The sequence below is a fragment of the Methylobacterium soli genome (genome assembly GCF_008806385.1).
In the GTDB taxonomy this organism is placed as follows: Bacteria; Pseudomonadota; Alphaproteobacteria; order Rhizobiales; family Beijerinckiaceae; genus Methylobacterium; species Methylobacterium soli.
On the sequence record NZ_VZZK01000015.1, the window covers coordinates 75,184 to 99,810 of the forward strand.

General features: G+C 69.4%; 21 protein-coding genes and 2 pseudogenes. 12 read left to right on the plus strand and 11 right to left on the minus strand.

What is annotated here, in order from left to right; translation table 11 throughout:
- Nucleotides 1-51: 51 nt before the first annotated feature.
- From F6X53_RS15690 to F6X53_RS15700, 3 genes are read right to left on the minus strand one after another with little or no spacing between them, the layout of a single operon-like run.
- Nucleotides 52-711, minus strand: coding sequence for a DUF4194 domain-containing protein (locus tag F6X53_RS15690; RefSeq protein ID WP_151001140.1), 660 nt, complete (start codon nucleotides 709-711; stop codon nucleotides 52-54).
- Nucleotides 704-2,149 (minus strand): Wadjet anti-phage system protein JetA family protein, encoded by a 1,446-nt coding sequence (locus F6X53_RS15695; protein WP_238296518.1) that lies wholly within the window; start codon nucleotides 2,147-2,149, stop codon nucleotides 704-706. The genes F6X53_RS15690 and F6X53_RS15695 overlap by 8 nt, the downstream gene beginning before the upstream one ends.
- 41 nt (nucleotides 2,150-2,190) lie before the next feature.
- Nucleotides 2,191-2,613: an FKBP-type peptidyl-prolyl cis-trans isomerase gene (locus F6X53_RS15700; RefSeq protein ID WP_151001141.1), complete on the minus strand. Its 423-nt coding sequence runs from the start codon at nucleotides 2,611-2,613 to the stop codon at nucleotides 2,191-2,193.
- 231 nt (nucleotides 2,614-2,844) lie between these two features.
- Here F6X53_RS15700 and F6X53_RS15705 point away from each other — a divergent pair, with 231 nt between their 5' ends.
- Nucleotides 2,845-3,150, plus strand: a complete 306-nt coding sequence (locus F6X53_RS15705) for a hypothetical protein (protein ID WP_151001142.1) — start codon at nucleotides 2,845-2,847, stop codon at nucleotides 3,148-3,150.
- 45 nt (nucleotides 3,151-3,195) lie between these two features.
- Here the strand turns inward: F6X53_RS15705 and F6X53_RS15710 are convergent, their stop codons facing one another.
- The 3 genes from F6X53_RS15710 to F6X53_RS15720 all read right to left on the minus strand — a co-directional run bounded on the left by F6X53_RS15710 (nucleotide 3,196) and on the right by F6X53_RS15720 (nucleotide 5,683).
- The gene (locus tag F6X53_RS15710; RefSeq protein ID WP_151001143.1) at nucleotides 3,196-5,007 is read right to left on the minus strand and encodes a DEAD/DEAH box helicase family protein; all 1,812 of its coding nucleotides are present in this window, start codon (nucleotides 5,005-5,007) and stop codon (nucleotides 3,196-3,198) included.
- Between the two features lie 65 nt (nucleotides 5,008-5,072).
- Nucleotides 5,073-5,339, minus strand: a complete 267-nt coding sequence (locus F6X53_RS15715) for a hypothetical protein (protein ID WP_151001144.1) — start codon at nucleotides 5,337-5,339, stop codon at nucleotides 5,073-5,075.
- A gap of 140 nt (nucleotides 5,340-5,479) precedes the next feature.
- Nucleotides 5,480-5,683 carry a hypothetical protein gene (locus tag F6X53_RS15720; protein ID WP_151001145.1) on the minus strand — a complete coding sequence of 68 codons (204 nt, stop codon included), beginning with the start codon at nucleotides 5,681-5,683 and terminating at the stop codon, nucleotides 5,480-5,482.
- 200 nt (nucleotides 5,684-5,883) lie between these two features.
- Here F6X53_RS15720 and oxlT point away from each other — a divergent pair, with 200 nt between their 5' ends.
- From oxlT to fdhF, 9 genes are all read left to right on the plus strand, one after another.
- Entirely contained in the window at nucleotides 5,884-7,170 is a 1,287-nt protein-coding gene (oxlT, locus tag F6X53_RS15725) for an oxalate/formate MFS antiporter (RefSeq protein WP_151001146.1), read from the plus strand.
- Nucleotides 7,171-7,969: 799 nt separating this feature from the next.
- Entirely contained in the window at nucleotides 7,970-9,247 is a 1,278-nt protein-coding gene (gene frc / locus F6X53_RS15730; protein WP_151001147.1) for a formyl-CoA transferase, read from the plus strand.
- Between the two features lie 207 nt (nucleotides 9,248-9,454).
- A complete protein-coding gene (locus F6X53_RS15735; protein WP_151001148.1) occupies nucleotides 9,455-10,387 on the plus strand; it encodes a methionyl-tRNA formyltransferase in 933 nt (310 codons plus the stop codon).
- Between the two features lie 332 nt (nucleotides 10,388-10,719).
- Entirely contained in the window at nucleotides 10,720-11,412 is a 693-nt protein-coding gene (locus F6X53_RS15740; protein ID WP_151001202.1) for a GntR family transcriptional regulator, read from the plus strand.
- A 129-nt stretch (nucleotides 11,413-11,541) separates the two neighbouring features.
- Nucleotides 11,542-11,829, plus strand: coding sequence for a hypothetical protein (locus F6X53_RS15745; protein WP_151001149.1), 288 nt, complete (start codon nucleotides 11,542-11,544; stop codon nucleotides 11,827-11,829).
- Between the two features lie 163 nt (nucleotides 11,830-11,992).
- Complete coding sequence (locus tag F6X53_RS32405) at nucleotides 11,993-12,133, plus strand: hypothetical protein (protein WP_191970853.1); 141 nt, start codon at nucleotides 11,993-11,995, stop codon at nucleotides 12,131-12,133.
- 423 nt (nucleotides 12,134-12,556) lie between these two features.
- Complete coding sequence (locus tag F6X53_RS15750; RefSeq protein ID WP_151001150.1) at nucleotides 12,557-12,871, plus strand: hypothetical protein; 315 nt, start codon at nucleotides 12,557-12,559, stop codon at nucleotides 12,869-12,871.
- 555 nt (nucleotides 12,872-13,426) lie between these two features.
- On the plus strand, nucleotides 13,427-15,145 hold the full coding sequence (locus F6X53_RS15755) for an NAD(P)H-dependent oxidoreductase subunit E (protein WP_151001151.1): 1,719 nt from the start codon (nucleotides 13,427-13,429) through the stop codon (nucleotides 15,143-15,145).
- A 324-nt stretch (nucleotides 15,146-15,469) separates the two neighbouring features.
- Complete coding sequence (fdhF, locus tag F6X53_RS15760) at nucleotides 15,470-18,229, plus strand: formate dehydrogenase subunit alpha (RefSeq protein ID WP_373875832.1); 2,760 nt, start codon at nucleotides 15,470-15,472, stop codon at nucleotides 18,227-18,229.
- A gap of 145 nt (nucleotides 18,230-18,374) precedes the next feature.
- On the opposite strand, the gene F6X53_RS15765 is transcribed toward fdhF, so the two are convergent.
- The 5 genes and pseudogenes from F6X53_RS15765 to F6X53_RS15785 all read right to left on the minus strand — a co-directional run bounded on the left by F6X53_RS15765 (nucleotide 18,375) and on the right by F6X53_RS15785 (nucleotide 22,463).
- Entirely contained in the window at nucleotides 18,375-18,743 is a 369-nt protein-coding gene (locus tag F6X53_RS15765) for a hypothetical protein (protein WP_151001152.1), read from the minus strand.
- A gap of 101 nt (nucleotides 18,744-18,844) precedes the next feature.
- Nucleotides 18,845-19,778, minus strand: a pseudogene (locus F6X53_RS15770) (efflux RND transporter periplasmic adaptor subunit).
- A complete protein-coding gene (locus tag F6X53_RS15775; RefSeq protein ID WP_151001153.1) occupies nucleotides 19,775-19,984 on the minus strand; it encodes a DUF1656 domain-containing protein in 210 nt (69 codons plus the stop codon). The pseudogene F6X53_RS15770 and the gene F6X53_RS15775 overlap by 4 nt, the downstream one beginning before the upstream one ends.
- Nucleotides 19,981-22,005 (minus strand): annotated as a pseudogene (locus F6X53_RS15780) (FUSC family protein). The gene F6X53_RS15775 and the pseudogene F6X53_RS15780 overlap by 4 nt, the downstream one beginning before the upstream one ends.
- A complete protein-coding gene (locus F6X53_RS15785) occupies nucleotides 22,002-22,463 on the minus strand; it encodes a MarR family winged helix-turn-helix transcriptional regulator (protein WP_151001154.1) in 462 nt (153 codons plus the stop codon). Before F6X53_RS15785 ends, F6X53_RS15780 begins: the two are co-directional and overlap by 4 nt.
- Nucleotides 22,464-22,862: 399 nt before the next feature.
- Here F6X53_RS15785 and F6X53_RS15790 point away from each other — a divergent pair, with 399 nt between their 5' ends.
- A complete protein-coding gene (locus F6X53_RS15790; protein ID WP_244965581.1) occupies nucleotides 22,863-23,945 on the plus strand; it encodes an HD-GYP domain-containing protein in 1,083 nt (360 codons plus the stop codon).
- 365 nt (nucleotides 23,946-24,310) lie between these two features.
- Nucleotides 24,311-24,568 carry a DUF6894 family protein gene (locus F6X53_RS15795; RefSeq protein WP_151001155.1) on the plus strand — a complete coding sequence of 86 codons (258 nt, stop codon included), beginning with the start codon at nucleotides 24,311-24,313 and terminating at the stop codon, nucleotides 24,566-24,568.
- The last annotated feature ends 59 nt before the right edge of the window (nucleotides 24,569-24,627 follow it).

Consider the following 24,627-nt stretch of genomic DNA (forward strand, 5'->3'; position numbering starts at 1 on the left):
GGAGATTCCCGACGGCACAAGGGCGGCGGGGACACGGTGGAGCGCCATTCCTCACCCCTCCCCGGCGCCGGGACCCGACCTGCCCGCGTCCTCCCCCGCCTCCGACCAGGCCCGGATCGCCTCGATCCAGGCGTCGGGGGCGATCACCGCGACGCCCGGAAGGATCGTGAGCGGGGTGATGCGCTCGGTGCGGTCGCGCTCGCCGAGCCGCAGGGCGCCGCGGCGGGCGAACAGACGCAGGCATTCGAGGAGGCGCGCCTCCTCGGGCGGCTCGCTGCGGGCAGCGGTGCGGATGCGGTCGGCGACGTCGTCGGTGGTGCACTCGACGAAGCCGTCGGTGGTGACCTGATGATCGCGCAAACCCTCCTCGTAGGCGAGGCGGAGCGCCAGCAGCACCAGGGTCTCGTCCTTGCGCAGGCGCTCGGAGGCCATGTCGTGGCGCACGCCCGCGGGCGGCAGCCGCAGGCAGACCATCTGGTCCCGGTGCGAAACCTCGAAATCGTAGCCGAGGCAGGCGAAGTAGTCGCGGAAGAACGGCGCGTAGTGGCGGGCGAGCTCGTAGGACCGGCCGATGCCCGGCGTGTCGGTGTAGACCACCTGCGTCTTCAACAGGACCTGAAGCGCGCGGGAAAGCTCCTCCGCGTCCGGCGCCCGCGCCCCCGGGGGTGCGGGCTCGTCACCGTCCACGATGGCGCGAAAGGCCTCAAGCATGGGGCGCCGCCGGGGTACCGGTCTTGGTCTTGGTCTTAGACGTAGGCTTGGTCTTGGTCTCGGGTCCGGTTCCGCGGCGCTCCACGGTGAAATCCGGGCATTCGAGCCACCCGTTCGAGACCCGGCCCTCGGCGCGCGACAGGGCGTAGCGCTCCATCAGATGCCCGTCGAACAGGACGTCGATCTCGCGCAGGCGCTGGAAGATCACGAACTCGTCGACATCGGCCACGGGGATGTCCGAGCCCCGGATCGCGGGCGCGCGCCCGAGCTTGACTTCGAGGAAGGCCACGATCGTCTCCGGCGTCACGGTGGTGCGGCGGCGGAACTCGGCCTTGGCGTTGACGAAGGCCTCGATCGCCGGATCGAGGACAAGCTCGGGCATCGCCTCGACGGTGACCGGGGCTCTGCGCTGGCGCGGCCCGTAGAGATGCGCCTCCCCGATGGGCGGGCGCAGGAGCGAGAGCCCGGCGGGCAGGTCCGGCGGCTCCGGCGCGGCGCCGACCGCCCGGAGTGCGGCGGCAGTGCGCTCGATCCCGAGGGAATCCGGCCGGTCCATGTAGCGCACCGCCGCCGCGATGCGCCGCTCCATCCGGGCCACGATGTCGTCGACCACTTCGAGATGCCGGTCGAGGCCCTCGAAGACCGCCAGGATCTCGGCGAGGTCGAGGCGCACCGCCCGCTCGGCGGCGGCGAGGTCCGGGGCCCGCCCCTCGCGCAGCAGGGAATCGGCGAGGGCGCGGATCAGCAGGGAATCGCGCAGGGCCTGGCCTGCCTCGCGCACGATCGCCGAGCGGAAGCGGAACGGGTTGAACCGGGTGTGCAGCGTCCGGTAGTCGCTGATCAGGTGGCGCTCGACGAAATCCTCGAAATAGAGGCGGAAGGCCGCGCGCAGGTCGTCCTCGCGCAGGATGCGCTCCTCGATCTTGCGCATCGAGCCCGCAAGCGAGCGGACATGACCCAGGAAGGTGTGCGCCGCCTTGGCGGCGTTCGAGAGCGCTTCCGAGCGCTCACCCGGATTGGCGACGGCGCTCTCCAGGCTCCCCAGCACGTCGAGGACGGCGCCCCCGTAGGAGCGGGTCTCCCCGCGCTCGATCCGCGACAATTCCTCGAGGAGGAGGCGCGCCTCCGGGTCGAAATCGACCACCGGCACGTAGCGCTCGCGCCGCTCGACGAGCCAGCCGGATTCGGTGAAGCGCCGGTAGAGGGCGGAGCGCCGCTCGACCGGATCGACCGGGATCGCCTCGTCGTCGGCGATCTGCCCGAGGGTCCAGCCGGCGGCGAAATCGCCGATCGCGGCAAGCAGCTCGCCCTTGCGGATCGGCTCCACCGAGGCGCCCATAACCCGCCGATGCAGGTGGAGGAGGAGCGCCGCGTTGAAGGCCCGGCTCGGGGAGGCGAGCGGCCGGAACAGGTCGTCGGCGAGGTGCGTGAAGAGCATGGTGCGCCCCCGCCGGGACCGTGTGCGCTCGGATTCGGCGCCTACTTGGCGCCGAGCAGCTCGACGTCGAAGATCAGCGTGGCGCCGGGCGGGATCAGGCCGCCGGCCCCGCGCGAACCGTAGCCGAGTTCGGCCGGGATCACGAGGGTGCGCTTGCCGCCCGTCTTCATGGTGGCGACGCCGACATCCCAGCCCTGGATCACCTGGCCCGCCCCGATGGTGAAGGTGAAGGGCTGGTTGCGGTCGCGCGAGGAATCGAATTTCTTGCCCTTCTGGCCGTTCTCGTCGAGCCAGCCCGTGTATTGCACGGTCACCTTCTGGCCGGCCTTCGGCTCGGGGCCGGTGCCCACCACCTCGTCCTTGTACTTGAGGCCCGACGGCAGGGTGACGTAGTCGGCGGCGTTGGCGCTAGCGGTCATGGCGATCAGCACGGCTCCGGCAAGGGGTAGGAACGAGCGAGGCATGGGTCCTCCGAGGGGTCCGGCGACGCGGACCTTCGCGGGGCCTCATACGAGGTCGAGCGCTCCGACGCCAGACAGGGGCGTCTCGCGCCTCGCGAGGTCGGGCGCTCCGACGCCAGACAGGGGCGTCTCGCGCCTCGCGAGGTCGGGCGCTCCGACGAGAAACGGAGCCCTCCCGGGGTCCCGCGCGTTCCCCGGCCTGTGAGCCACCGCGCCTGAGACTTCGGAGATCCGATGACCGTCACCGCCGCAGACTGGGATGCGCGCGTCACGCGCCTGTCGAAGAAGATGCCGGACAGCCTGCGCAAGGCCGTCGACTGGCTGCGCGAGCCGTCCCGGCTGTGGATCCGCCTCATCGCGGCCGTGCTGCTGATCCTCGGCGGCATCTTCTCGATCCTGCCGGTGCTCGGCCTGTGGATGCTGCCCCTCGGCCTCGCCCTCCTGGCCCAGGACGTGCCCGCCCTGAAGGTGCCGATGGAGAAGGCGGCGCGCTGGATCGAGGCCAAGTGGGCGCAGTTCCAGGCTTGGCGCAAATCATGAGCACTTGGCCCAGATCGTAAGAACTCGTCGCGAATCCTGCGCGCGTCAGGCGCGGTCGCCCCAGGCGCCCAGGGTCTCGGTCTCGTCGCGGTTGATGATCTCGGAGGGCGCGGTCGGCAGCGCCTCCTCGCCGAGGCGGTCCCCGCCGATCGCCGCGAAGGCCGCCCGCATGTCCGGGTCCGCCAGCGCCCGCGCATAGGCCGTCCCGTCGCGGCAGGTCAGGCGGCCCCGGTCGAGGCTGGCATAGACCCGGCCGCTGCCATGCTCGGCGAAGCGAATCGTCGCCATCCGGCGGGCGCATTGGCGCAGGAAATCGGTGTTGCGCTCCGGCGCCATCTGGTTCGCATCGGGATAGACCGCCTCGGGACCGTCCGCGTCGATGTTGATCTTCCGGAAGCGGTCGACATCGAGGAGGAACTTGAGGTCGAGGATCGTCATCACGCCGTTGACCCCGAAGGCCACGGTGCGCGGGCGCTCGCCCTCGGGCACGCTGTTGTCCAGGAACTCGTAATGGACGCGCTTGTCCGCCTTCAGCGCCCAGGTGAAGAACAGGCGCGGCATGCCCGTATAGGCCTCGACATTGTGCGCCAGCAGGTCGTCGACCGCCTTGTAACGGCCGAACTGCTCGCCGCGTTTCCAGGCCCGCTCCACCGTGGCGTCCGGGGGCGTGATCATGAACAGCATGAAGACGAGGTGCCCGAACCGGGTGAGGAGCTGGCTGCCATCCTCGCTGCTGGCATCGGCGTTGAAGCTGTCGAAGCGGAAGCGGTCGATGAGAAGGTGCGACATCCGCCCCTCCCGGGCCTTGCGGGCCATGTAGCGGTCGAGCTTCTTGTCGACGATTTCGACCTCGTGGCCCGTCAGGGTGCCGGCGTAGCGGCGCGCGGGCCCGAGGGAATCGTAATCGAGCAGGTATTTGCGCCAGATGTCGGGAGTGATCACGGCGAAATCCGACCATTGCACGCCGATGCGCCCCGCGAGCGCCCGCTGCAGCGGCCGCATCGTGCTCTTGCCCGAGGCGGAGGCCCCCTTCACGTTCATGACGATCGGGTGCTCCTGGGCCGTCACCGTGTGGTAGCCCTCGCGGGCGACGGCCTCGTGGAACCAGGGCTCGATCAGGCGCCCGATCTGCCGGCTGCCGTGATCGTTGGTGGCGAGGGTGCAGGCGAGCGAGCGGAGCAGCGCGGCATCGCCGATGAGCTTGCCGCGGTGGCGGATGATCGTCGAGACCACCCGCTGCAGGGCGGACGAGGCCGCGGCGGCGAGGCTATCCTCCTGGCCGGATTCCCGCGCGCGCCACGCCGCGATCCGGCGGAGCGCGCGCTCCTCCGGGCTCTCGGGCCGCGTCGGGGCGGGCGCCGGGGCCCGGGCGCCCAGGCCGAGCCAGGAACGCCAGGACGGGACCGCCTCGGCCTCCGGGGCCGGGTCCGGCGACAGGATGCCGGCGATCTCGCGCGCGAGGAGCGCCTCCGCCTCAGCCCGCACGGCCTCGAAGTTGCGGCTGATCTCGGCCGCGTGCGGGGTGACGAAATCCGACAGGATCGTCGCGACGATGCGGCGGAAATTGACGCCGAGATCGGCGTATTTCTCGCCGACCGGCACCGAGAGATCCGCCATCACGCGGATCAAGAGCTCGTGCACCACGAGGCGCTCCGGCCGGAAGGCGACGAGCTCCTGCAGGGGCAGGCCGGAGAAGCCGCTGAGCTCGAGGGCGTCCTCCAGGCGAGTCGCGACGTTCTCGGGCCGATACATCGTGGCGAGCGGCATGAAGGCGCGCGGCAGCGCGGATTCGATCCCCGGTCGCCAGGGACCGAGTTCGGAGGTCTCGCGCTCCGTCGTCGCGCTCGTCACCGGCATCGGCTCTCACCCATGCGTGAAGCGTGCCGCGATCCCCGCGCCCCGGAGAGGTGCGGCGGCCCGGCTCAGGCGGCGGCCGGCTCGGCCCGGAACAGGCTGGCGCAGCCGGAACTGCGGTGCATGCTCAGGATCGAGGCACGGTCGATGTCAGGGTTCTTCTCGAGGACATGGCGGACGCAGGCGACCACCTTCTCGTACTGACCCGCATCGTAATTCTGCTCGAGGGGACTGACCGCGATATAGGTCTCGACCACGAGGACGCGCTCGGCGCGTTCCCGGGTCACCTCGACCGCGATCCAGGCGGATTTTACCAGACGACTGCTGGCCAGCATGGGCGAACCTCCAAGTCTCGGCCGGTCTCATCGGCTCTTGCGGGGAGGATGGACCGTAGATGCCGGCCTGCCAAGGCCTGTTCTCCCGGCAAGACTCGCTGATCGCGCCTCAGCCAAATGCCCGGCGCGGCCGGCGGCGCTCAGTTCTGGTATGCCCGGCTGATCGTATCGAGGACGAGGCGCGAGGCCTCTGACCCGTCGGGATAGAACACGGCCAGCGAGCCGAGCAGGCCGAGGGCGACGATCAGCAGGAGGGTGAGCTCGTCGCGACCGCGCTCGGTCTGGGCGATGGCGAGACCGGCGAAAGGCACACTCTGCAGGACCAGGGCGGCGGGAATGTTCATGGATCCGGATCCGAGGGGTGGGCGGCCTGGACGGGCGCGGGGGCGGGGTGCCCGAAGGGGCGCCAATCCCTGCCACGAATTTTTTTGCGGAGGCAGGGGATTAAAAACGCCCCAGATCCGTGTTTGGAATATTGCATACCAGAATCGATTGTTCCATCCTGGCGGGAACGGCCCCCGGGTCGCCCAAAAAGGAATCAGGGATGGAACGTCAGGATCCACCGTCCGCAAAGTGGCGCCAGCTCGCCCTCGGCGTGCTCTGCATGGCGATGATCGCCAATCTGCAATACGGATGGACGCTCTTCGTCGATCCGATCGATGCCCAGTACCATTGGGGCCGCGCGGCCATCCAATTGGCCTTCACCTTCTTCGTCGCCACCGAAACCTGGCTCGTTCCGATCGAGGCGTGGTTCGTCGACCGCTACGGTCCGCGCATCGTGGTCTGCTTCGGCGGCGTCATGATCGGTCTGGCCTGGGTCCTCGACGCCTACGCGTCGTCGCTGCCGCTCCTTTACCTCGCGGCGGTGATCGGCGGCATCGGGGCGGGCTCGGTCTACGGAACCTGCGTCGGCAACGCGCTGAAATGGTTCCCGCATCGCCGCGGGTTGGCCGCCGGCGCGACCGCAGCGGGCTTCGGCGCCGGCGCGGCGCTCACCGTGGTGCCGATCGCCAAGATGATCGCCGCGAGCGGCTACCAGACGGCCTTCCTGACCTTCGGGCTGATCCAGGGCGGCGTCGTGATCCTGCTGTCCTTCTTCCTGCGCAAGCCTTCGGCGACGTCACCGGTGCAGCGCAAGACCCTGCGCCTGCCCCAGGCCCAGTTCGACCGCTCGCCCCGCGAGGCCGTGCGCACCCCGGTCTTCTGGGTGATGTACGCCATGTTCGTGATGGTGGCCGCCGGCGGCCTGATGGCGGCGGCCCAGATCGGACCGATCGCCCACGACTTCAAGGTCGCGGACGTGCCCGTCAGCATGCTGGGCTTCCAGATGGCGGCGCTCACCTTCGCGATTTCCCTCGACCGCATCTTCGACGGGTTCGGACGCCCCTTCTTCGGCTACGTCTCCGACAATATCGGCCGCGAGAACACGATGTTCATCGCCTTCAGCATCGCGGCGCTCGCGGTGATCCTGCTGCTCTCGAACGGTCACAACCCGATCGTCTTCATCCTGGCCACGGCCCTGTATTTCGGCGTGTTCGGCGAGATCTACTCGCTGTTCCCGGCGACCTGCGGCGACACCTTCGGGTCGAAATACGCAGCCACCAATGCGGGCATGCTCTACACCGCCAAGGGCACCGCCTCGTTCCTGGTGCCCTTCGCGAGCCTCGTCTCCACGGCCTATGGCTGGTCAGCGGTGTTCGCCATGGTGATCGGCCTCAACGCGGTGGCGGCGATGCTCGCCTTGTTCGTGCTGAAGCCCCTGCGCGCGCGCTACCTCGCGGCCGATCCCGACGGCATCGTGCTCGATCCGCGCCCAATCCGGGCCGCCTGACCTCGACTCGGCCGCTCCCTTGCGGGAACGGCCACCCCGCAACGGCGGCGGATCCGAGCGGATCCGCCGCCGTTTCCATGTCGGGACCGCCCAAAATCCTTCCGCCGGCGTGGCGTGAGGCCCGGATCCCGGCGGAATCTCGGGTGCGGCCTGGGCGGCCGATGCGACGTTTCCACCACGAGTGACAAATTCGAGATTTGACACTTGGTATCTGGCATGCCAGATTTCGCTGGTGTGCGGTATGGCCATCGCGGCCTCCGGCACCCTCGCGGGGCCCATCCGGGCGCGGCCCGGCGAATCAGGCGGCAAGGTCCGCCGGCAAGGCTTCTCGACAAGGCCTGCCGGGAAGGATCGCAAGCGCCCAGCGAGCGCGCCCGGGCAGACGGAGAGGCTGTCCGCACGGGTCCACCGGACCCGACCGCGCATGCGCCGATCCGACCCACGCGGACGACGTCGAATGGACGCGACGCGCAGAACGAGACGCCGCGCGGGGCCAGCGCGCGGGCGCGAACCGGAGGAAATGGCCATGGATCAGATCCCTCGCGACCGGGCGACAGCCTCGGCTGCGACATGCCGGATGCGTCCGCGCGGAACCGCTCGGTGGCGTGTTCCCTCCCGGACCGCCTTGTCCCGGCCCGTGTCTGGCACCGAAAACCAGACGCAGTATAAGACCTAGGATATACCGCCTACCACATGCCGGGCTCCGCCCGGCTTCACCGCCGACGCGCCGTGCGACGCCCCGCAGACCAAGGGTTGGCGCCGGAATTCCGTTCACTCGTACAGGACTGAGAGTAACCCCATGAGCAAGGCTCTCGAAGGTGTGAAGATCCTCGACTTCACGCACGTGCAATCCGGCCCGACCTGCACCCAGCTCCTGGCGTGGTTCGGCGCGGACGTGATCAAGGTCGAGCGCCCGGGGGCCGGCGACGCCACCCGCCAGCAGCTCCAGGACCTCCCGGACGTGGACAGCCTCTATTTCACGATGCTGAACCACAACAAGCGCTCGATCACGCTCGATTCCAAGAACCCCAAGGGCAAGGAGGTGCTCTGGCGCCTCGTGAAGGAATGCGACGTCCTCGTCGAGAACTTCGCGCCCGGCGCGCTCGCCCGCATGGGCCTGACCTGGGAGAAGATCCACGAGGTCAACCCGCGCATGATCCTGGCCTCGGTGAAGGGCTTCGGCCCGGGGCGCTACGCGGATTGCAAGGTCTACGAGAACGTCGCCCAATGCGCCGGCGGCTCCGCCTCGACCACGGGCTTCCGCGACGGCCTCCCGATGGTGACGGGCGCCCAGATCGGTGATTCCGGCACGGGCCTCCACCTCGCGCTGGGCATCGTCACGGCGCTCTATCATCGCACCCATTCGGGCCTCGGCCAGCGCGTCGACTGCGCCATGCAGGACAGCGTGCTCAACCTCTGCCGCGTGAAGCTGCGCGACCAGCAGCGCCTGGCCCACGGCCCGCTCAGGGAATACAGCCAGTTCGGCGAGGGCGTGCCCTTTGGCGAGGCGACCCCGCGCGCGGGCAATGATTCCGGCGGCGGCCAGCCCGGCCGCATCCTGAAGTGCAAGGGCCACGAGAACGATCCGAACGCCTACCTGTACTTCATCACGCAGGCCGCGGTCTGGGAGCCGATCTGCGATATCATCGGCGAGCCGGGCTGGAAGACGGACCCGAACTACGCCACCCCGAAGGCGCGCCTGCCGCATCTCAACGAGATCTTCACCCGCATCGAAGCCTGGACGATGACGAAGACCAAGTTCGAGGCGATGGACATCCTCAACGAGTTCGACATTCCCTGCGGCCCGATCCTGTCCATGAAGGAGATCGCCGAGGACGAGGCCCTGCGCCAGACTGGCACGGTGGTCGAGGTCGATCACCCGACCCGCGGCAAGTACCTCACCGTCGGAAACCCCATCAAGCTCTCGGCAAGCCCGTCCGAGGTGGAGCGCTCGCCCCTGCTCGGCGAGCACAACGACGAGATCCTGCGCAAGGTCCTCAAATACACGGACGAGGAAGTCCTCGAGATCGCCGGCTCCGGCGCCATCGGGGTGGTGCAGAAGATCGCCGCCGAGTGATCCCTCGCGGCATCCGGTCGTCAGGCCGGGTGCCGCCGCGATCCCGTCGTTCCGGGGCCCCTTGGCCGGGCCCGGAATCGAGACCACGGGTGGCGCTCCGATCCGCTTCGCCTCAGTGTCTGGATTTCCGGGTTCGCCTGCCGCGCGCCCCGGGCCGTCGGCGTTTCCACCGTCCGCCAGTCACCCCCGAACAGATCCGGAGCCCCCATGCGCATCGCATTCATCGGTCAGCAGGATTTCGGCAAGGCCGTGCTCGAGGCCTTCCTGGCGCGGGGCGACGAGGTCGCGGGCGTGTTCTGCGCACCCGAGAAGGAGGGGGCGCGCCCCGACGTCCTGAAGGTCGCCGCCGAGGAGAAGGGGCTTCCGGTCTTCCAGTTTCCGAGTCTGAAGAGCACCGAGGCCGAGGCGGCCATGCGCGGGCTGAACGCCGAGATCGGCATCATGGCCTACGTGCTGCAATTCGCGCCGCAGAGCTTCGTCAACATCCCCAAGCACGGCACCATCCAGTACCACCCCTCGCTGCTGCCGAAATATCGCGGGCCCTCCTCGATCAACTGGCCGATCGCCAAGGGCGACACCCAGACCGGCCTCTCGATCTTCCGCCCGACCGACGGCCTCGACGAGGGTCCGGTGATTCTGCAGAAGACCTGCGAGATCGGCCCCGACGACACGATCGGCGAGGTCTATTTCAACTGCCTCTTCCCCTTGGGTGTCGCGGCGATGCTGGAGGCCGCCGACCTCGTCGCGGCCGACCGCCACGTGGAGATCGCGCAGGACGAGGAGGCCGCGAGCTACGAGGGCTGGTTCCGGGCCCGCGAATCCGCGATCAACTGGGCGAGCCACGTCGATCACGTCTACAACATCATCCGGGCCGCGAACCCCGCGCCGGGCGCCTGGACCACCCTAAATGGCCAGAAGTTGCAGATCTTCGATGCCCGCAAGCATCTCGTGCGCACCATCGGAGCCGTGAAGGGCAAGATCGGCGAGGTGACGGAGATCGGCGCGCAATCGATCCGCGTCACCGCGCAGGGCGGGCAGATCGAGATCTTCAAGCTGAAGCTCGAGGGCGGCAAGAAGGTCGCGGCCGCCGAGCTCGCGCAATCGGGGGCCTTGAGCCAGGGCACGATCCTCGGCAGCTGAAGCCCCGCAGCCTGCCCTCCCCCGTAAAAAGGGAGGGCCTGTTCAGGCCAAAGCCGGATGTCCGTCCGCAGGACGGCAGCCGGGGCGGCCATGCGACGCCCGCAAGGCAGCGGCGTTTGACATCGGGTATCTGGTATACCAATAATCTGCCAGAAGCTTGAGGTGCGTGCGGTCCGGTGCGACCCCGGATCGGGCGGCTTGGCCCGTCAACCACAGCCGGTTGAGCCGCGAGGCCCCCGGCGGCTAGGAGTCGAGACCTCTTTGCGCTACGTCTCGACGATCGAAGCTTGGCACGGACCGGAGCGAGGCTCGGAACGGGTTTGGGTGCAGTGATGGTGAAGAGCGACCAGTTCAGTATTACGCCGATCGTGGCCAGCTCGAGCCTGCGCACGCTCGCCTACGAGGCGCTCAAGGCCGCCATCACCAAGATGGACATCTACGGGCGTCCCGACGAGGTGCGCCTCGACGAGCGCAAGCTCTCGCAGGATCTCGGCGTCAGCCGCACTCCGGTGCGCGAGGCGCTGACGGTGCTGGAGCAGGAGGGCTTCGTCCGCTCCGAGGCACGGCGTGGCGTGTTCGTGATCAAGAAGACCAAGAAGGAAATCGTCGGCATGATCCACGCCTGGGCGGCGCTGGAAAGCATGGCGGCCCGCCTCGCCTGCGAGCGGGCGACCGATGCGCAGCTGAAGTCCCTGCGCGAGATATTCCCCGAATTCTACGAGGGCAGGCCCTCCGAGCACATCGACGAGTACTCGGACGCCAATATCCGCTTCCACCAGACCATCATCTCGCTCGGGCAGTGCGAGGTCATCCAGGACCTCTCCAGCAATCTGCTCATGCACGTGCGCGGCATCCGCAACACCGCCCTGCGCCAGGGCGAGCGGGCGGAGAAGTCGATCAAGGAGCATGTGCAGATCATCAAGGCGCTGGAGGCCCGCAAGGGCGAGCTCGCCGAAGGCCTCGTGCGCGAGCACGGCCTCGGCCTCGCCGCGCACGTGCACCAGTACGGCGACTACCTCGTCTAGGCCTCGGGGCTTCTCCCGCGCGTCCCCGCGATCACCGCTGGCGCGCACGGGCGGGCCCAAGCGCCGGAAGGATGGCTCCGGGCGCCTCGCGCGTTCGGGCAAGATGCGCTGACCAGGGAGGACCGCCCGATGGAAAAGTGCCTCGCCGTCCTCGATTGCCCGATGGTGTTCGAGGGCGAGAACGCGCTCGGCATGTCGAGCATGAGCCTGTGCCCCTCGATCGGGATCGCACCGGGCCTGATCAGCCGCCACGTGCGCGTCGTCGAGGGACAGCTCGTCTGCGTGTCGATCTGGCAGAGCCTGTTCTGCTGCCGCTCCTTCCACGATGCGGCCTGGAGGCAGCGGGCCGAGACCCTGTTCCAGTCATCCTACCGCCTGCGGATCGAGGAGATCACGCAGGAGAGCGACGTCGCCTGAACCCACGGGGCGCCTGCGCTCAGCGCAGTCCATGACCGCGTGCGACCAGCATCCATGCGGCGCACACATGAATGGCATGTGGAGCTTGGCATACCACGCTGCAGAGCAGCATGCGATCTATTGCATTGCAACATGCCCTCGGAGCGCCACCATGATCGTCACCATGTCCGCTGCTTTCCTCGCCTGCGCCAGCCTGCAGGTCCTGCTCCTAGTCAAGCTCGCCGACCGTCTCAGCGACGCGTCGCATGCGACGAGCGGCAACCCGGATTTCAGCTCCGCGGGCCGCTACGCCGGCATCGCCTGAGGCGCCCTCCGCGGACGCGTTTCCGGCCCCGATCGCGGACCGGCCGTGCTGTTCGCAAGGAGATGCCTCTGCAGCGCGCCGGCAGGTGAGCGAAAACGAGGCATTTCCGGAAAATTCTCGGCTCCGAACTCTGGTATTTGGTATACTAGAGTGCTAGCATATCTGCGTCCTTCCTGAGACATGGGACTACCTTTCAGCGCGCCCTCCCCCAGGGGCGCGCTTTTCTTTGGCCGCGCCGCATGACCTCGGATCGGCCAGGCCTAAGACCGGCGATCGGGATGGATGTCCGCCGATGACCTCGTGCGCCGCTGGGCACCGGGGGTGCCGAGGATCAAGGTGACGCCTCCCGGCGTTGAGGGTCTTCGGAAGCGAGGTCCCGATCCACCGAGGCGAGTGGACGGATTGCGAGGGGAGCGAGCCACCATGACGGGTCAGCCTGACCGAACCGAGACATCCTGGGCGGCGATCATCGCCGAGGCTTACGCGGCGGACACGAAGCCACCGCTCACCGCCGAGTTGACGGGCCGGATCAGGACCGATCTCGCGGCGCTCGATTTGCCCGGAGGCTCCCTCGACGGGACGCGGGTCGAGGCGGTGAATGGGGCACTCGATGCGTTTGAGCTTGCCCTGGAGGCGGTGGCGGGCCCGCGCCTCGTCGCCGCGGAGGCGGGGGGAGCGGTGCAGATGGCCCACCGCTCCGAGGCCGGCCATCCGTTGCGCTCCTTCGGCGGGCAGTAGCTCCAAGGCGACCGGCGTCCGTACGCGGGTCGCCCATTGTCTCGATCCAAATGTCACAGCGTGGATCTCCCGGCGCCGCACGTATGCGCGGCGTTGGGGGCAGGCATTCCTGGAACTCTGGCCTCGGCCGGCAAATCCTCTGTTCCGGGCTGAGGATATCGGCTGTCGAGGAGGATGAATTAAAATTCCGACGGCCGCACGGCTCATTTTCGCGACGTTTCAACGCTTCTAAACTCGGAGATTGGCAAGATCAGTGTCGAAAACCGCACGATAATGCCGCCCCTTCGGCGCCGCAAAAGGAAATAATGCATCTTTGCGGTAATCCGCAAGATGTCGCGCGGTTGTTGTCCGCAGGGCCAAGATCCCCGCCGCGCCCGGAGCCTAAACTTCTCGGACCTGGAAACACGTGCTATGCCCCCGGGCAGAAAACGCTCGGCACGGCGGAATGGTTTTTTCGCACTGCACAATCGAAAGACACGTCCGAGTGTCACCAGTCCTGAGGGCACCAAACGTGCCGATGCTTGTATTTTGTATGCCAGGGATTAGAGTGGCGGGATGAGCCAGCACGATATCTCCCGCGTTCAGCGGTTCGACCATCCGGGACGCGGGCGCGAGCGGGCAAGGCCGGTGCCAAAAGGCCGCCAGGTCGATCCCAGCGCCAAGGTCGAGATCGAGTCGCTGCTCGGCGCGGCGTCGCGCCAGCGCGACCTGCTGATCGAGCATCTGCACCTGATCCAGGACACCTACGGGCAGATCAGCGCCGCCCATCTCGGTGCGCTCGCCGACGAGATGGATCTGGCTTTCGCGGAAGTGTTCGAGACCGCGACCTTCTACGCGCATTTCGACGTCGTGAAGGAAGGCGATGCCGCGATCCCGGCGCTGACCGTGCGGGTCTGCGACAGCATCACCTGCGCGATGCACGGGGCCGAGCCCTTGCTGGCCTCGCTCCAGGCCGAGCTCGGGCCCGGCGTGCGGGTCGTGCGCGCGCCCTGCGTCGGTCTCTGCGACCACGCCCCCGCGGTCGAGGTCGGCCACAACTTCCTGCACCGGGCGGATGTCGCGAGCGTCAAGGCGGCGGTTGAGGCGGGCGACACCCACGCGCATATCCCCGATTACGTCGCCTACGACGCCTACGTGGCGGGCGGCGGCTACAAGACCCTGGAGCGCCTGCGCGCGGGCGACCTCACGGTGGACGACGTCCTGCAGGTGCTCGATGACGGGTCGCTGCGCGGCCTCGGCGGCGCCGGCTTCCCGACGGGGCGCAAGTGGCGCTCGGTGCGGGGCGAGCCGGGACCGCGCCTGATGGCGGTGAACGGTGACGAGGGCGAGCCCGGCACCTTCAAGGACCAGCTCTACCTCAACACCGACCCGCACCGCTTCCTCGAAGGCACCCTGATCGGCGCCCACGTGGTCGAGGCGGAGGATGTCTATCTCTATATCCGCGACGAGTACCCGATCGCCCGCGAGATCCTGGCCCGCGAGATCGCCAAGCTGCCCCCGGGCGGACCGCGGCTCCACCTGCGCCGGGGCGCCGGCGCCTATATCTGCGGCGAGGAATCCTCGCTGATCGAGTCCCTCGAGGGCAAGCGCGGCCTGCCGCGCCACAAGCCGCCCTTCCCGTTCCAGGTGGGCCTGTTCGGCCGCCCGACCCTGATCAACAATGTCGAGACCCTGTTCTGGGTGCGCGACCTGATCGAGCGCGGGGCCGAATGGTGGAAGAGCCACGGCGCCAATGGCCGCGTGGGCCTGCGCTCCTACTCGGTCTCTGGCCGGGTGAAGGAGCCGGGCGTGAAACTCGCCCCGGCCGGCATCACCGTGCAGGCGCTGATCGACGAGCATTGCGGCGGCATGGCCGAGGGGCACAGCTTCGCGGCCTACCTGCCCGGCGGGGCCTCGGGCGGCATCCTGCCGGCCGCGATGGGCGACATCCCCCTCGATTTCGGCACGCTCGAGAAATACGGCTGCTTCATCGGCTCGGCCGCCGTCGTCATCCTGTCGGACAAGGACGACGTTCAGGGCGCGGCGCTCAACCTGATGCGCTTCTTCGAGGACGAATCCTGCGGCCAGTGCACGCCCTGCCGCTCGGGCACCCAGAAGGCCCGGATGCTGATGGAGAACGGCGTCTGGGACACCGAGCTTCTCGGCGACCTCTCGCAATGCATGCGGGATGCCTCGATCTGCGGTTTGGGCCAGGCGGCCTCGAACCCGCTGACCAGCGTGATCAAGTACTTCCCCGACCTGTTTCCGACGCCGCGCCCGATGGCGGCCGAGTAGGCGGGACCCCGTCGACGGAGCGACGCGCGCGTTCGCCCGATCCAAGGCCGCCGTCCGCGGCGGCCCCATGAGACAAACGGCTCCCTGGGGCCAACCCGGGAGTGGGAGCGGAACCTGATGAGCAGCGGCACCCAGAACAGCAATCCGAGCGGCACCGATCCCCTGATCAAGGGACCGACGGGCCCGCAGGACGCGGGCGGTGAAGGCGCGGGCGCCCAGTCCGGCGGCTCCTACTCGCAAGGATCGAAATCCGGCGGGCAGGCCGGACCGGTCGCGAGCGGCACCCTCGGCCTCAAGAACATCCCGGCCGGCATCCCGGGCGTGATGTTCGAATTGAACGGCGAGACCGTCGAGGCACGTCCCGGCGAGACGATCTGGGCGGTGGCGCAGCGCCTCGGCAACCACATCCCGCATCTCTGCCATAAGCCGGATCCCGGCTACCGGCCGGACGGCAATTGCCGCGCCTGCATGGTCGAGATCGAGGGCGAGCGCGTGCTCGCGGCCTCGTGCAAGCGCGTGCCCGGCGTCGGCATGAAGGTGAAGACCGACAGCGCCCGCGCCGAGAAGGCCCGCGCCATGGTGCTGGAGCTCCTCGTCTCCGACCAGCCGGCCCGCGAGACCTCGCACGACCCGGACTCGCATTTCTGGCACCAGGCCGACCACGTCCACATCAGCGAGAGCCGCTTCCCGGCGGCCGAGCGCTGGGAGGCGGATGTCAGCCACCCGGCCATGAGCGTCAATCTCGACGCCTGCATCCAGTGCAATCTCTGCGTCCGCGCCTGCCGCGAGGTCCAGGTCAACGACGTGATCGGCATGGCCTACCGCTCGGCCGACGCCAAGGTGGTGTTCGATTTCGACGACCCGATGGGCCAGTCGACCTGCGTCGCCTGCGGCGAGTGCGTCCAGGCCTGCCCGACCGGCGCCCTGATGCCCTCCGCCTATCTCGACGAGAACCAGACCCGCACGGTCTATCCCGACCGCGAGGTCGACAGCCTCTGCCCCTATTGCGGCGTCGGCTGCCAGCTCTCCTACAAGGTCAAGGACGAGCGGATCGTCTATGCCGAGGGCCGCGACGGCCCGGCCAACCATAACCGGCTCTGCGTCAAGGGCCGCTTCGGCTTCGACTACATCCATCACCCCCACCGCCTAACGAAGCCGCTGATCCGCCTCGACAACGTGGCCAAGGATGCCAACGATCAGGTCGATCCGGCCAATCCCTGGACCCATTTCCGCGAGGCGACCTGGGAGGAGGCCCTGGAGCGGGCGGCCGGCGGCCTCAAGCAGATCCGCGACACGCACGGGCCCCGCGCGCTCGCCGGCTTCGGCTCGGCCAAGGGCTCGAACGAGGAGGCCTACCTCTTCCAGAAGCTCGTGCGCCTCGGCTTCGGCTCGAACAACGTCGACCATTGCACGCGCCTCTGCCACGCCTCCTCGGTGGCGGCCCTGATGGAGGGCCTGAACTCGGGCGCCGTGACGGCCCCGTTCGCGGCGGCCCTCGACGCCGAGGTGATCGTCGTCATCGGCGCCAACCCGACCGTGAACCACCCGGTCGCCGCGACCTTCATCAAGAACGCGATCAAGGAGCGCGGCGCCAAGCTGATCATCATGGATCCGCGCCGGCAGGTCCTGTCGCGCCACGCCCACAAGCACCTCGCCTTCAAGCCGGGCTCGGACGTGGCGATGCTGAACGCGATGCTGAACGTCATCGTGGAGGAGGGCCTCTACGACGAGCAGTACATCGCCGGCTACACGGAGAATTTCGAGGCGCTGAAGGAGCGCATCCACGAGTTCACGCCCGAGAAGATGGCGCCGGTCTGCGGCATCGACGCCGAGACCCTGCGGGACGTCGCCCGGCTCTACGCCCGCTCGCGCGCCTCGCTGATCTTCTGGGGCATGGGCGTCAGCCAGCATGTCCACGGCACCGACAATGCCCGCTGCCTCATCGCGCTGGCCTTGACCACCGGCCAGATCGGGCGGCCCGGCACCGGCCTGCATCCCCTGCGCGGCCAGAACAACGTGCAGGGCGCCTCCGATGCCGGCCTGATCCCGATGGTCTACCCGGATTACCAATCCGTCGAGAAGGCGGCGGTGCGGGAGCTGTTCGAGAACTTCTGGGGCCAGTCCCTCGACCGCAAGGCGGGGCTGACGGTGGTCGAGATCATGCGGGCGATCCATGCCGGCTCGATCCGCGGCATGTTCGTCGAGGGCGAGAATCCGGCCATGTCGGACCCCGACCTCAACCATGCCCGCCACGCGCTCGCCATGCTCGACCACCTCGTGGTGCAGGACCTCTTCCTCACCGAGACGGCCTTCCACGCCGACGTGGTGCTGCCGGCCTCGGCCTTCGCCGAGAAGGCGGGCAGCTTCACCAACACCGACCGGCGCGTGCAGATCGCCCGGCCCGTGGTGCCGCCGCCGGGCGAGGCGCGCCAGGATTGGTGGATCATCCAGGAACTCGCCAACCGGATGGGCCTGTCCTGGACCTACAAGGGCCCGGCCGACATCTTCAACGAGATGGCGCAGGTGATGCCGTCCCTGAACAACATCACCTGGGAGCGCCTGGAGCGCGAGGGCGCCGTCACCTACCCGGTCGACGCGCCCGACAAGCCCGGCAACGAGATCATCTTCTACGCCGGCTTCCCGACCGAGAGCGGGCGCGCCAAGATCGTGCCCGCCAACATCGTGCCCCCCGACGAGGTGCCCGACACCGAGTTCCCGATGGTGCTCTCGACGGGCCGCGTGCTGGAGCATTGGCACACCGGCTCGATGACCCGGCGTGCCGGCGTCCTCGACGCGCTCGAGCCCGAGGCCATGGCGTTCATGGCCCCGCGCGAATTGCACCGGCTCGGCCTCGAGCCCGGCGGCACGATGCGCCTCGAAACCCGCCGCGGTGCCGTGAACGTGAAGGTCCGCTCGGACCGCGACGTGCCGGTCGGCATGATCTTCATGCCGTTCTGCTACGCGGAAGCCGCCGCCAACCTGCTGACGAACCCGGCCCTCGATCCGATGGGCAAGATCCCGGAGTTCAAGTTCTGCGCCGCCCGCGCCTCCGCCGTGATGCCGGCCCAGATCGCCGCGGAGTGAACGACGCGGCGTGAACGCCGAAAGGCCCCGCGGATCGAAGGATCCGCGGGGCCTTTCTCGTCGCGCCGCATCGGCGCGGGGCACTCAGGGCATCAGGTTGCGGGAGCGGCGACGCCGCGCCCGTACGGGGCTTTCCGCCCGCGCCTCACTCGCCCGCGTCGAGGAAGCTCAGGCGAAGGCGGAAGCCGTCATTGAGGGAGGCCGGGAGCGGGTCCAGCGGTGCGCTGGTGCCGCTCAGGCGCAGGGCGTAATTCATCGGCTCCGGCAACGGCTTGAGGGCGGCCGGCGCCATCGCGTAGGCGACGCAGGTGGTGAGACAGGCGGTCGCCGCGACCTGGGCGGCGGCCCATTGCAGCAGGCGGCGCCGGAAGGCGGCGCCGTTCCAGGCCGGCTCGCCCCGGCCCTGGGGCGCGAGGAACTCCTCGCACTGGCTCCCACGGGTCCGCACCAGCGGTGCGGCGGCGAACTCGAAGACATCCCGATCGGGGTCGATGGTCAAAGGCAAGATCGTCATGTCGCGCAGTCTCGCGCGATTTTGCTAAAGTCTTGTAAACCCCAATATCAGCCTCCTGCCTCATCGCAGGACTAGCCGTCCTCCCGGCCGAAGATCAGGTTTCAGCTCGCATCCCGCACAAGCCGCGCCCGAAAGGCGCGCCAGAGCCCGGCCGGATCGAGCCGCGTCGTGCCGGATTCCACCGTGACCGTGGCGGTGCGGCCGGCCACGAGGCGCAGGCCCTCGGGCACGCCGTCGAGGGCGATCCGCACCGGGATGCGCTGGGCGAGGCGGACCCAGGCGAAGGTCGGGTTGACGTTGGCCAGCAGCGTCGCCCCGGCTCCGCGCTCCCGGTCCTCGATGCCGCCCGCGATGCTCTCCACATGCCCGGCAAGGGGCGTCGCCTCGCCCATCAGCCGGATGGAGACCCGGTCGCCCGCGTGGATGCGGGGCAGCTTGGTCTCCTCGAAATAGCCCTCGACCCGCAGGGTATCGCTGTCGACGAGGGCGGTGACGCCGCGCCCGACCGAGACGTAGGCGCCGGGCCGCAGCTCCAGGTTGGTGATGCGGCCGTTGACCGGGGCGCGCACCTCGGAGCGGGCGAGATTCAGCTTGGCGAGATCGCGGTCGGCGAGCGCCCCGTCATAGGCCGCCCTGGCCTGCTGGGCGGCGGCATGCGCCTGTTCGAGCTTCTGCTGCGAGACCGCGTTGTCGCTGAGCTGGCGGTAGCGGGCATCGTCGGCCGCGGCCTGTTCGGAGGGCGCGCTTGCCGGCAACCTGCGCCTCCGCCTGCCGCAGGGCCACCTGGAAGCGCTCCGGGTCGATGCGGAACAGAACGGCCCCGCGCTGCACCTCCTGATTGTCCTGGACCAGAACCTCGGTGACGAGGCCGGAGACGTCGGGAGCGACCGCGACCACGTCGGCGCGCACGCGCCCGTCCCGGGTCCAGGGCGCCTCCATGTAGTAATCCCACAAACCGAGGCCGACCGGCACCGCGAGGGCGACGAGGCCGAGGGTGACGAGGATGCGCAGGGTCTGGGCGAGGAGGCGGGTCATGACAGGTACGCGTGGCTGAGGGATACGACGCCGCCGAGCAGGACGACGTAGAGGGCAAGGTCGAAGAGGGGGCGGTGCCAGACGAGGCGGTAGAACCCGCTCCAGGCCAGAAGGCGGCGCAGGGGCAGGCTCACCAGGAACGCGGCGAGCATCGCCGCCGCGAGGCCGGGCAGGAACACCCCGTAGAGATCGAGTTCACCGTTCACGCCGCAACCTCCAGGCGCGAGGTCCGTGGGCGATAGGGCGGCGCCTCTGGGTGGAGCGCGCGCCGCAGGCCCACGAGGCCGAGGCGCGCCTCGCCGCCCGCCTCGCGCGCCGTGGCGTCGAGGGCGGCATCGATCCGCGCGAGGAGGTCGTCGCCCCGTCCGGCGAGATGTCCCGGCAGCGCGGCCAGGACCGCGTCGACGGCGCGGCGCTCCTCGGGGGACAAGTCGGCGCGGCCACGGCGCAATTCCGCGAGGTTGATGGCGGCGCGCACCTCGGCGACGAGATCGGCGATGCCCGCGAGATCGTCCGGCGGCAGGACGGCGAGGCGCGGGGCGAGCAGGCCGAGGCGGTCGAGCATCAGGGCCGAGAGGCCGGCGCCGTCGCGCGCGCCCTCCCCCCGGGCCGCGCCGAGGAGCGTGGCCCGGTTCGTCCGCAGGAGGCGCCGGGCGCTCCAGCCGCCGCCGACCGAGCGCACGAGCCGCGTCACCAGCGCGGCCACCCACATCCCGAGGATGACCGCGATAGCGGAGTTGGTGAAGGCCGCGAACTCCGCGCTGTAGGAGGTCTGCAGCGCGAGGAGCGTCGAGCCGTTGACCGCCGTGCCCACGGCGAGCGCGGCCGTGCGCGGCTGCTGCATCAGGGTGCCGCAGACGAGATAGGCCGGCGCGAGGAAGAGGATCACGGTCTCGATATTGGTGGCGAAGGGCAGGATCGCGAAGAGATAGACCCCGCCGACCAGCGCGCCGATGATCGCCGAGGTGGCAAAGCCCATGATGGCGGGGGCCGGGTCGTCGAGGGTGGCGAAGAAGCAGCAGGCGACGGCCGCCATCATGGGCGCGCCGGACCCGTCGGGCCAGGCGGTGGCGATCCAGATCGCCGAGGTCAGCAGGATCGTGGCGGCCACCCCGATGGCCGAGCGCAGCGCCATCCCGTGGTCGCGGTGGCGCACGTGGCGCGACGCGGCGCGATGCCGGAAGGCGAGCGGCTCCGCCGCGGAGCGCTCCGCCACGATCTCGGCGCGCAGGGCCCGGGTGTCCTGGCGCAGGTCGACGAGATCGCCGAGGCGCGTCGTCAGGCTCGCGAGCAGGAGCGCGTCCCAGTGCGTCGGGTGCGCGGGCGTGGCGGACGCGGCCGCCGCCTTCAGGCACCGGGCCATCGCGGGATCCTCCTCGCCCGCCTGGATCCAGGCGGCGATCTCCGCGATCAGGCGGCGGACCGGCGGGGTCAGGCCGCCGCGCGCCTGCAGGTCCGCGATCCGGTCGGCGATGGCGGAGAGGATCGGCAGGAACATCAGCATGTGCTGGCGCAGGGCCGCGAGGGCCCGGACGGCGCCACGCCGGGCGCCGGCCTCCTAGGCGAGGTGCGTCGCGAAGGCCTCGAGGGCCACGGCTTCGGAGGCGAGGCGCAGCGCGGCGGCGCGGGAGGCCGCGTCGTGGCGGCCCGCGAGGGCGTCGAGGACGAGGCGGCGGGCGTCGTCGAGCCAGGCCGCGAGGCGTGCCGCCACGACCGGCCCCACGGGCTGGGGCAGGACCAGCGTGGAGACGAGGCCCGCGCACAGGATCCCGAGGGTGATCTCCTCGGCCCGGGCGACGGCGGTCTCGAAGATCGCGTGGGGCTCGCCGACCGCGGGCAGGCCGACCAGCGCGGCGGTGTAGCCCGCGAGCATGAACAGGTAGCTGCGCGGCGTCCGGTCGAGCAGGGAGAGATAGAGGCAGCCGCCGACCCAGAGGGCGATGACGAGGCAGAGGAGCTCCGGCGCGTTCACGAGGTTCGGCACGAACACGACCGCCGCCACGGCCCCGAGCAGGGTGCCGCCGACTCGGTAGGCCGCCTTGGAGCGGGTGGCGCCGGCGAGCATCTGGCTCGTGATGTAGACGGTCGCGACGGCCCAGTAGGGCCGGGGCAGGTCGAAGGTCTGGGCCAGGACGAGCGCCAGCATCGCGGCCGCGAAGGTCTTGGCGGAGTAGATCCAGGCCGGCCAGCCGGGAAGCCAGGCGCGAAGCGATGCGGTCGGCCTCATGGGGCGGCCTCCGCGCGCTCGCGGCGGCTGTAATCCTGCAGCGCCTGGAACACGCGCAGGCTCGCCTCGAGATCGGCGGCGCTGACCCCGGCGAACACGGTCTCGCGGAGTTGCGTCAGCTCGGCCTCGATCGTCGCGACGGCGGCCTCTCCGGCCGGCGTCAGCGTCAACACCTTGGCGCGGCGGTCGGTCGGGTCCTCGCGGCGGTTCACAAGGCCGGCGGCGCAGAGCTGGTCGAGGAGGCGCACGAGGGTCGGACCCTCGACGCCGACGGCCTCCGCCAGGGTCGACTGGCGGGGCTCGCCCGCGAGGCGGCCGATCAGCAGCAGGGGCAAAGCGGTGGCGTCGGAGAGACCGTGGCGCTCCACCACCGTGTCGGCGGCGCGCCGCCACAGGCGCCCGGCCTGCAGGAGCGCCAGGGTGTAGGATTGCCGGAGTTGGCGGCGGCCGGGGGACATCGGGCAGCTCTCTGGATGGTCGGCTGCGGGCGCATCCCGGACGGACCGTTCTGATGCGAATAGATAGCTACCTATCGTTGCGCGTGCAAGCGGATCGCCTGGGCATTTTCCGCCCTCACGCCTCGTCCGTTGCCGTACGGGTGCAACCTACGCATTCATCGCGGTGGATGGCCGGCGACGCGAGATCTCGGCAACGACTGTCTCCGCCGGGCGCCTCTTCTCCGCAATGCGCCTCTGAGGCGCCCGAAACCATGATTTCGCCCTCGACAACGCAGGGCGGTACTCGTCATGATCAGAGCGGAAACGATTGCCTTACAATTTTTCGGATATTATCGGCACATCGTTTACCGAGCGAAGGGGCACTGGCACTTGGCTCACGATTGGGCCCGATCGCTTGCGATGATGCAGGATTCCTTCGTTCTCCTCGTCACGGACCGCCCGGTGCCGATGCGCGGGCTGGCGAGCGGCGTCGAGCGCGTGGTCACCTGCACCTGCCTGCCGCCCGGCGCGGGCCTGCCGGCGGAACGCCCGCTCCTCGTCATCGTCGATCTCGACGAGGCTCGGCCTGAGCATGCCGCCGCGATCGCTGCCCTGATGCAGCGCACCCGGGACGGGGGCGTGCGCTGCCTGACCCTTCTGCGCAATGCCTGGCTGCGCGCCGATTCCGCGGTGGATCTTCCCGAGACCCATCGGGTGCTGCCCGCCACGACCCCGCGCGACACGATCCTCGCCAAGGTGCTCGAGATGATCGGCATCGCCGCGCAGGCCTGCACGGCGCAGAGGGTGCGCCTCGAGGCGCGGGCGAGCGCGGCCACCGGCATCGTGACGGACCTGTTCACCGCTGCCGCCGCGGACGGTCCGCTGCGGCCGGCCGAGGTCGATCGCGGGACCGAGACGGTGCTCGACGCGATCTCGGAGACCGGGATCCGGGACTGGCTCGACATCATCTGGAAGCACGATGCGCTGGTCTATCAGCACACCCTCAGCGTCGCCGGCTACGCGGCGGCCTTCGGCGACGAGATCGCCCTCAGCCGCGACGACCACCATCGCCTGACCAAGGCGGCGCTCCTGCACGACATCGGCAAGTCCAAGATCCCGGCCGCGATCCTGAACAAGCCGGGCGCCCTCAGCGGGGACGAGATGGCGCTGATGCGCGACCACGCCGCCATCGGGGCCGACCTGCTCGTCGCCCAGGGCGGCTTCGAGCCCGAGATCATCGACGTGGTGCGCCACCACCACGAGAAGCTCGACGGCAGCGGCTACCCGGACGCGCTGGCGGGCCCGGCGATCTCCGATCTCGTGCGCATCGTGACGATCTGCGACATCTTCTCGGCCCTGACCGAGCGTCGGGCCTACCGGGCGCCGCTGGGCGTGACCGAGGCCGTCACGGTGATGACGGGCATGCGCGGCGGGCTCGACAGGGCGCTGATGCACGCCTTCGCGCCCATCATCGCCCGCACCACGGCGACCGATTGGCTCTGAGGGAACACGCATCCTCCGCCGGGCGGGGGGCGCACGGCCGCGCAAGCGTGGCCGCAAAGGCACAACGGTGCCTTTCGGCACGTGCAACGGCCTGACGCGCGTGGCCGAACGGCACGGATCGGCGCGGAGGGGCCGGTTGAGGACTTACGTCCAAGATGTTGCGGCCGGAACAATTTTCGCATTGCCGGCGAGTATTTCTGAATGTTTCAGCGCGCTGCGCCCAACCGCCAGCGTACTCGTTTGTACCTCCTGGGGATATTGCGTTCAACTGCATTGTTGCTCATACAGTGAATCCCACACCCGGCCCGAAGGGCCGCCAGACCGAATACCCCTTCCCGCACGCACCAATCGTGAGAGGTCATCCCATGGCCCGATACTTCTTTGACTTCTTCGGCTCTTCATTGACGGCCTACGATCGAGAGGGATCGGACTGCCCCGACAAGGACACGGTCTCGGAGAAGGCGCTCGCCGCCTTGTGCGAGATCGCCGCGGACCATCCGCGGCGCTATCTCGGAGAGGATCTGCGGATCGCCGTGCGCGACCAGGCGGACCAGGTCGTGATGACCGCCTCGCTGCAGCTTTCCGCCCATTGGCTCGTCGCGGAGCGGACCGAGGCGGCCTGAGCGGCGCCTCGCAACCACATCCGGATTCCGGCGCGCCCGGATCAAATCCCGCGCTCATC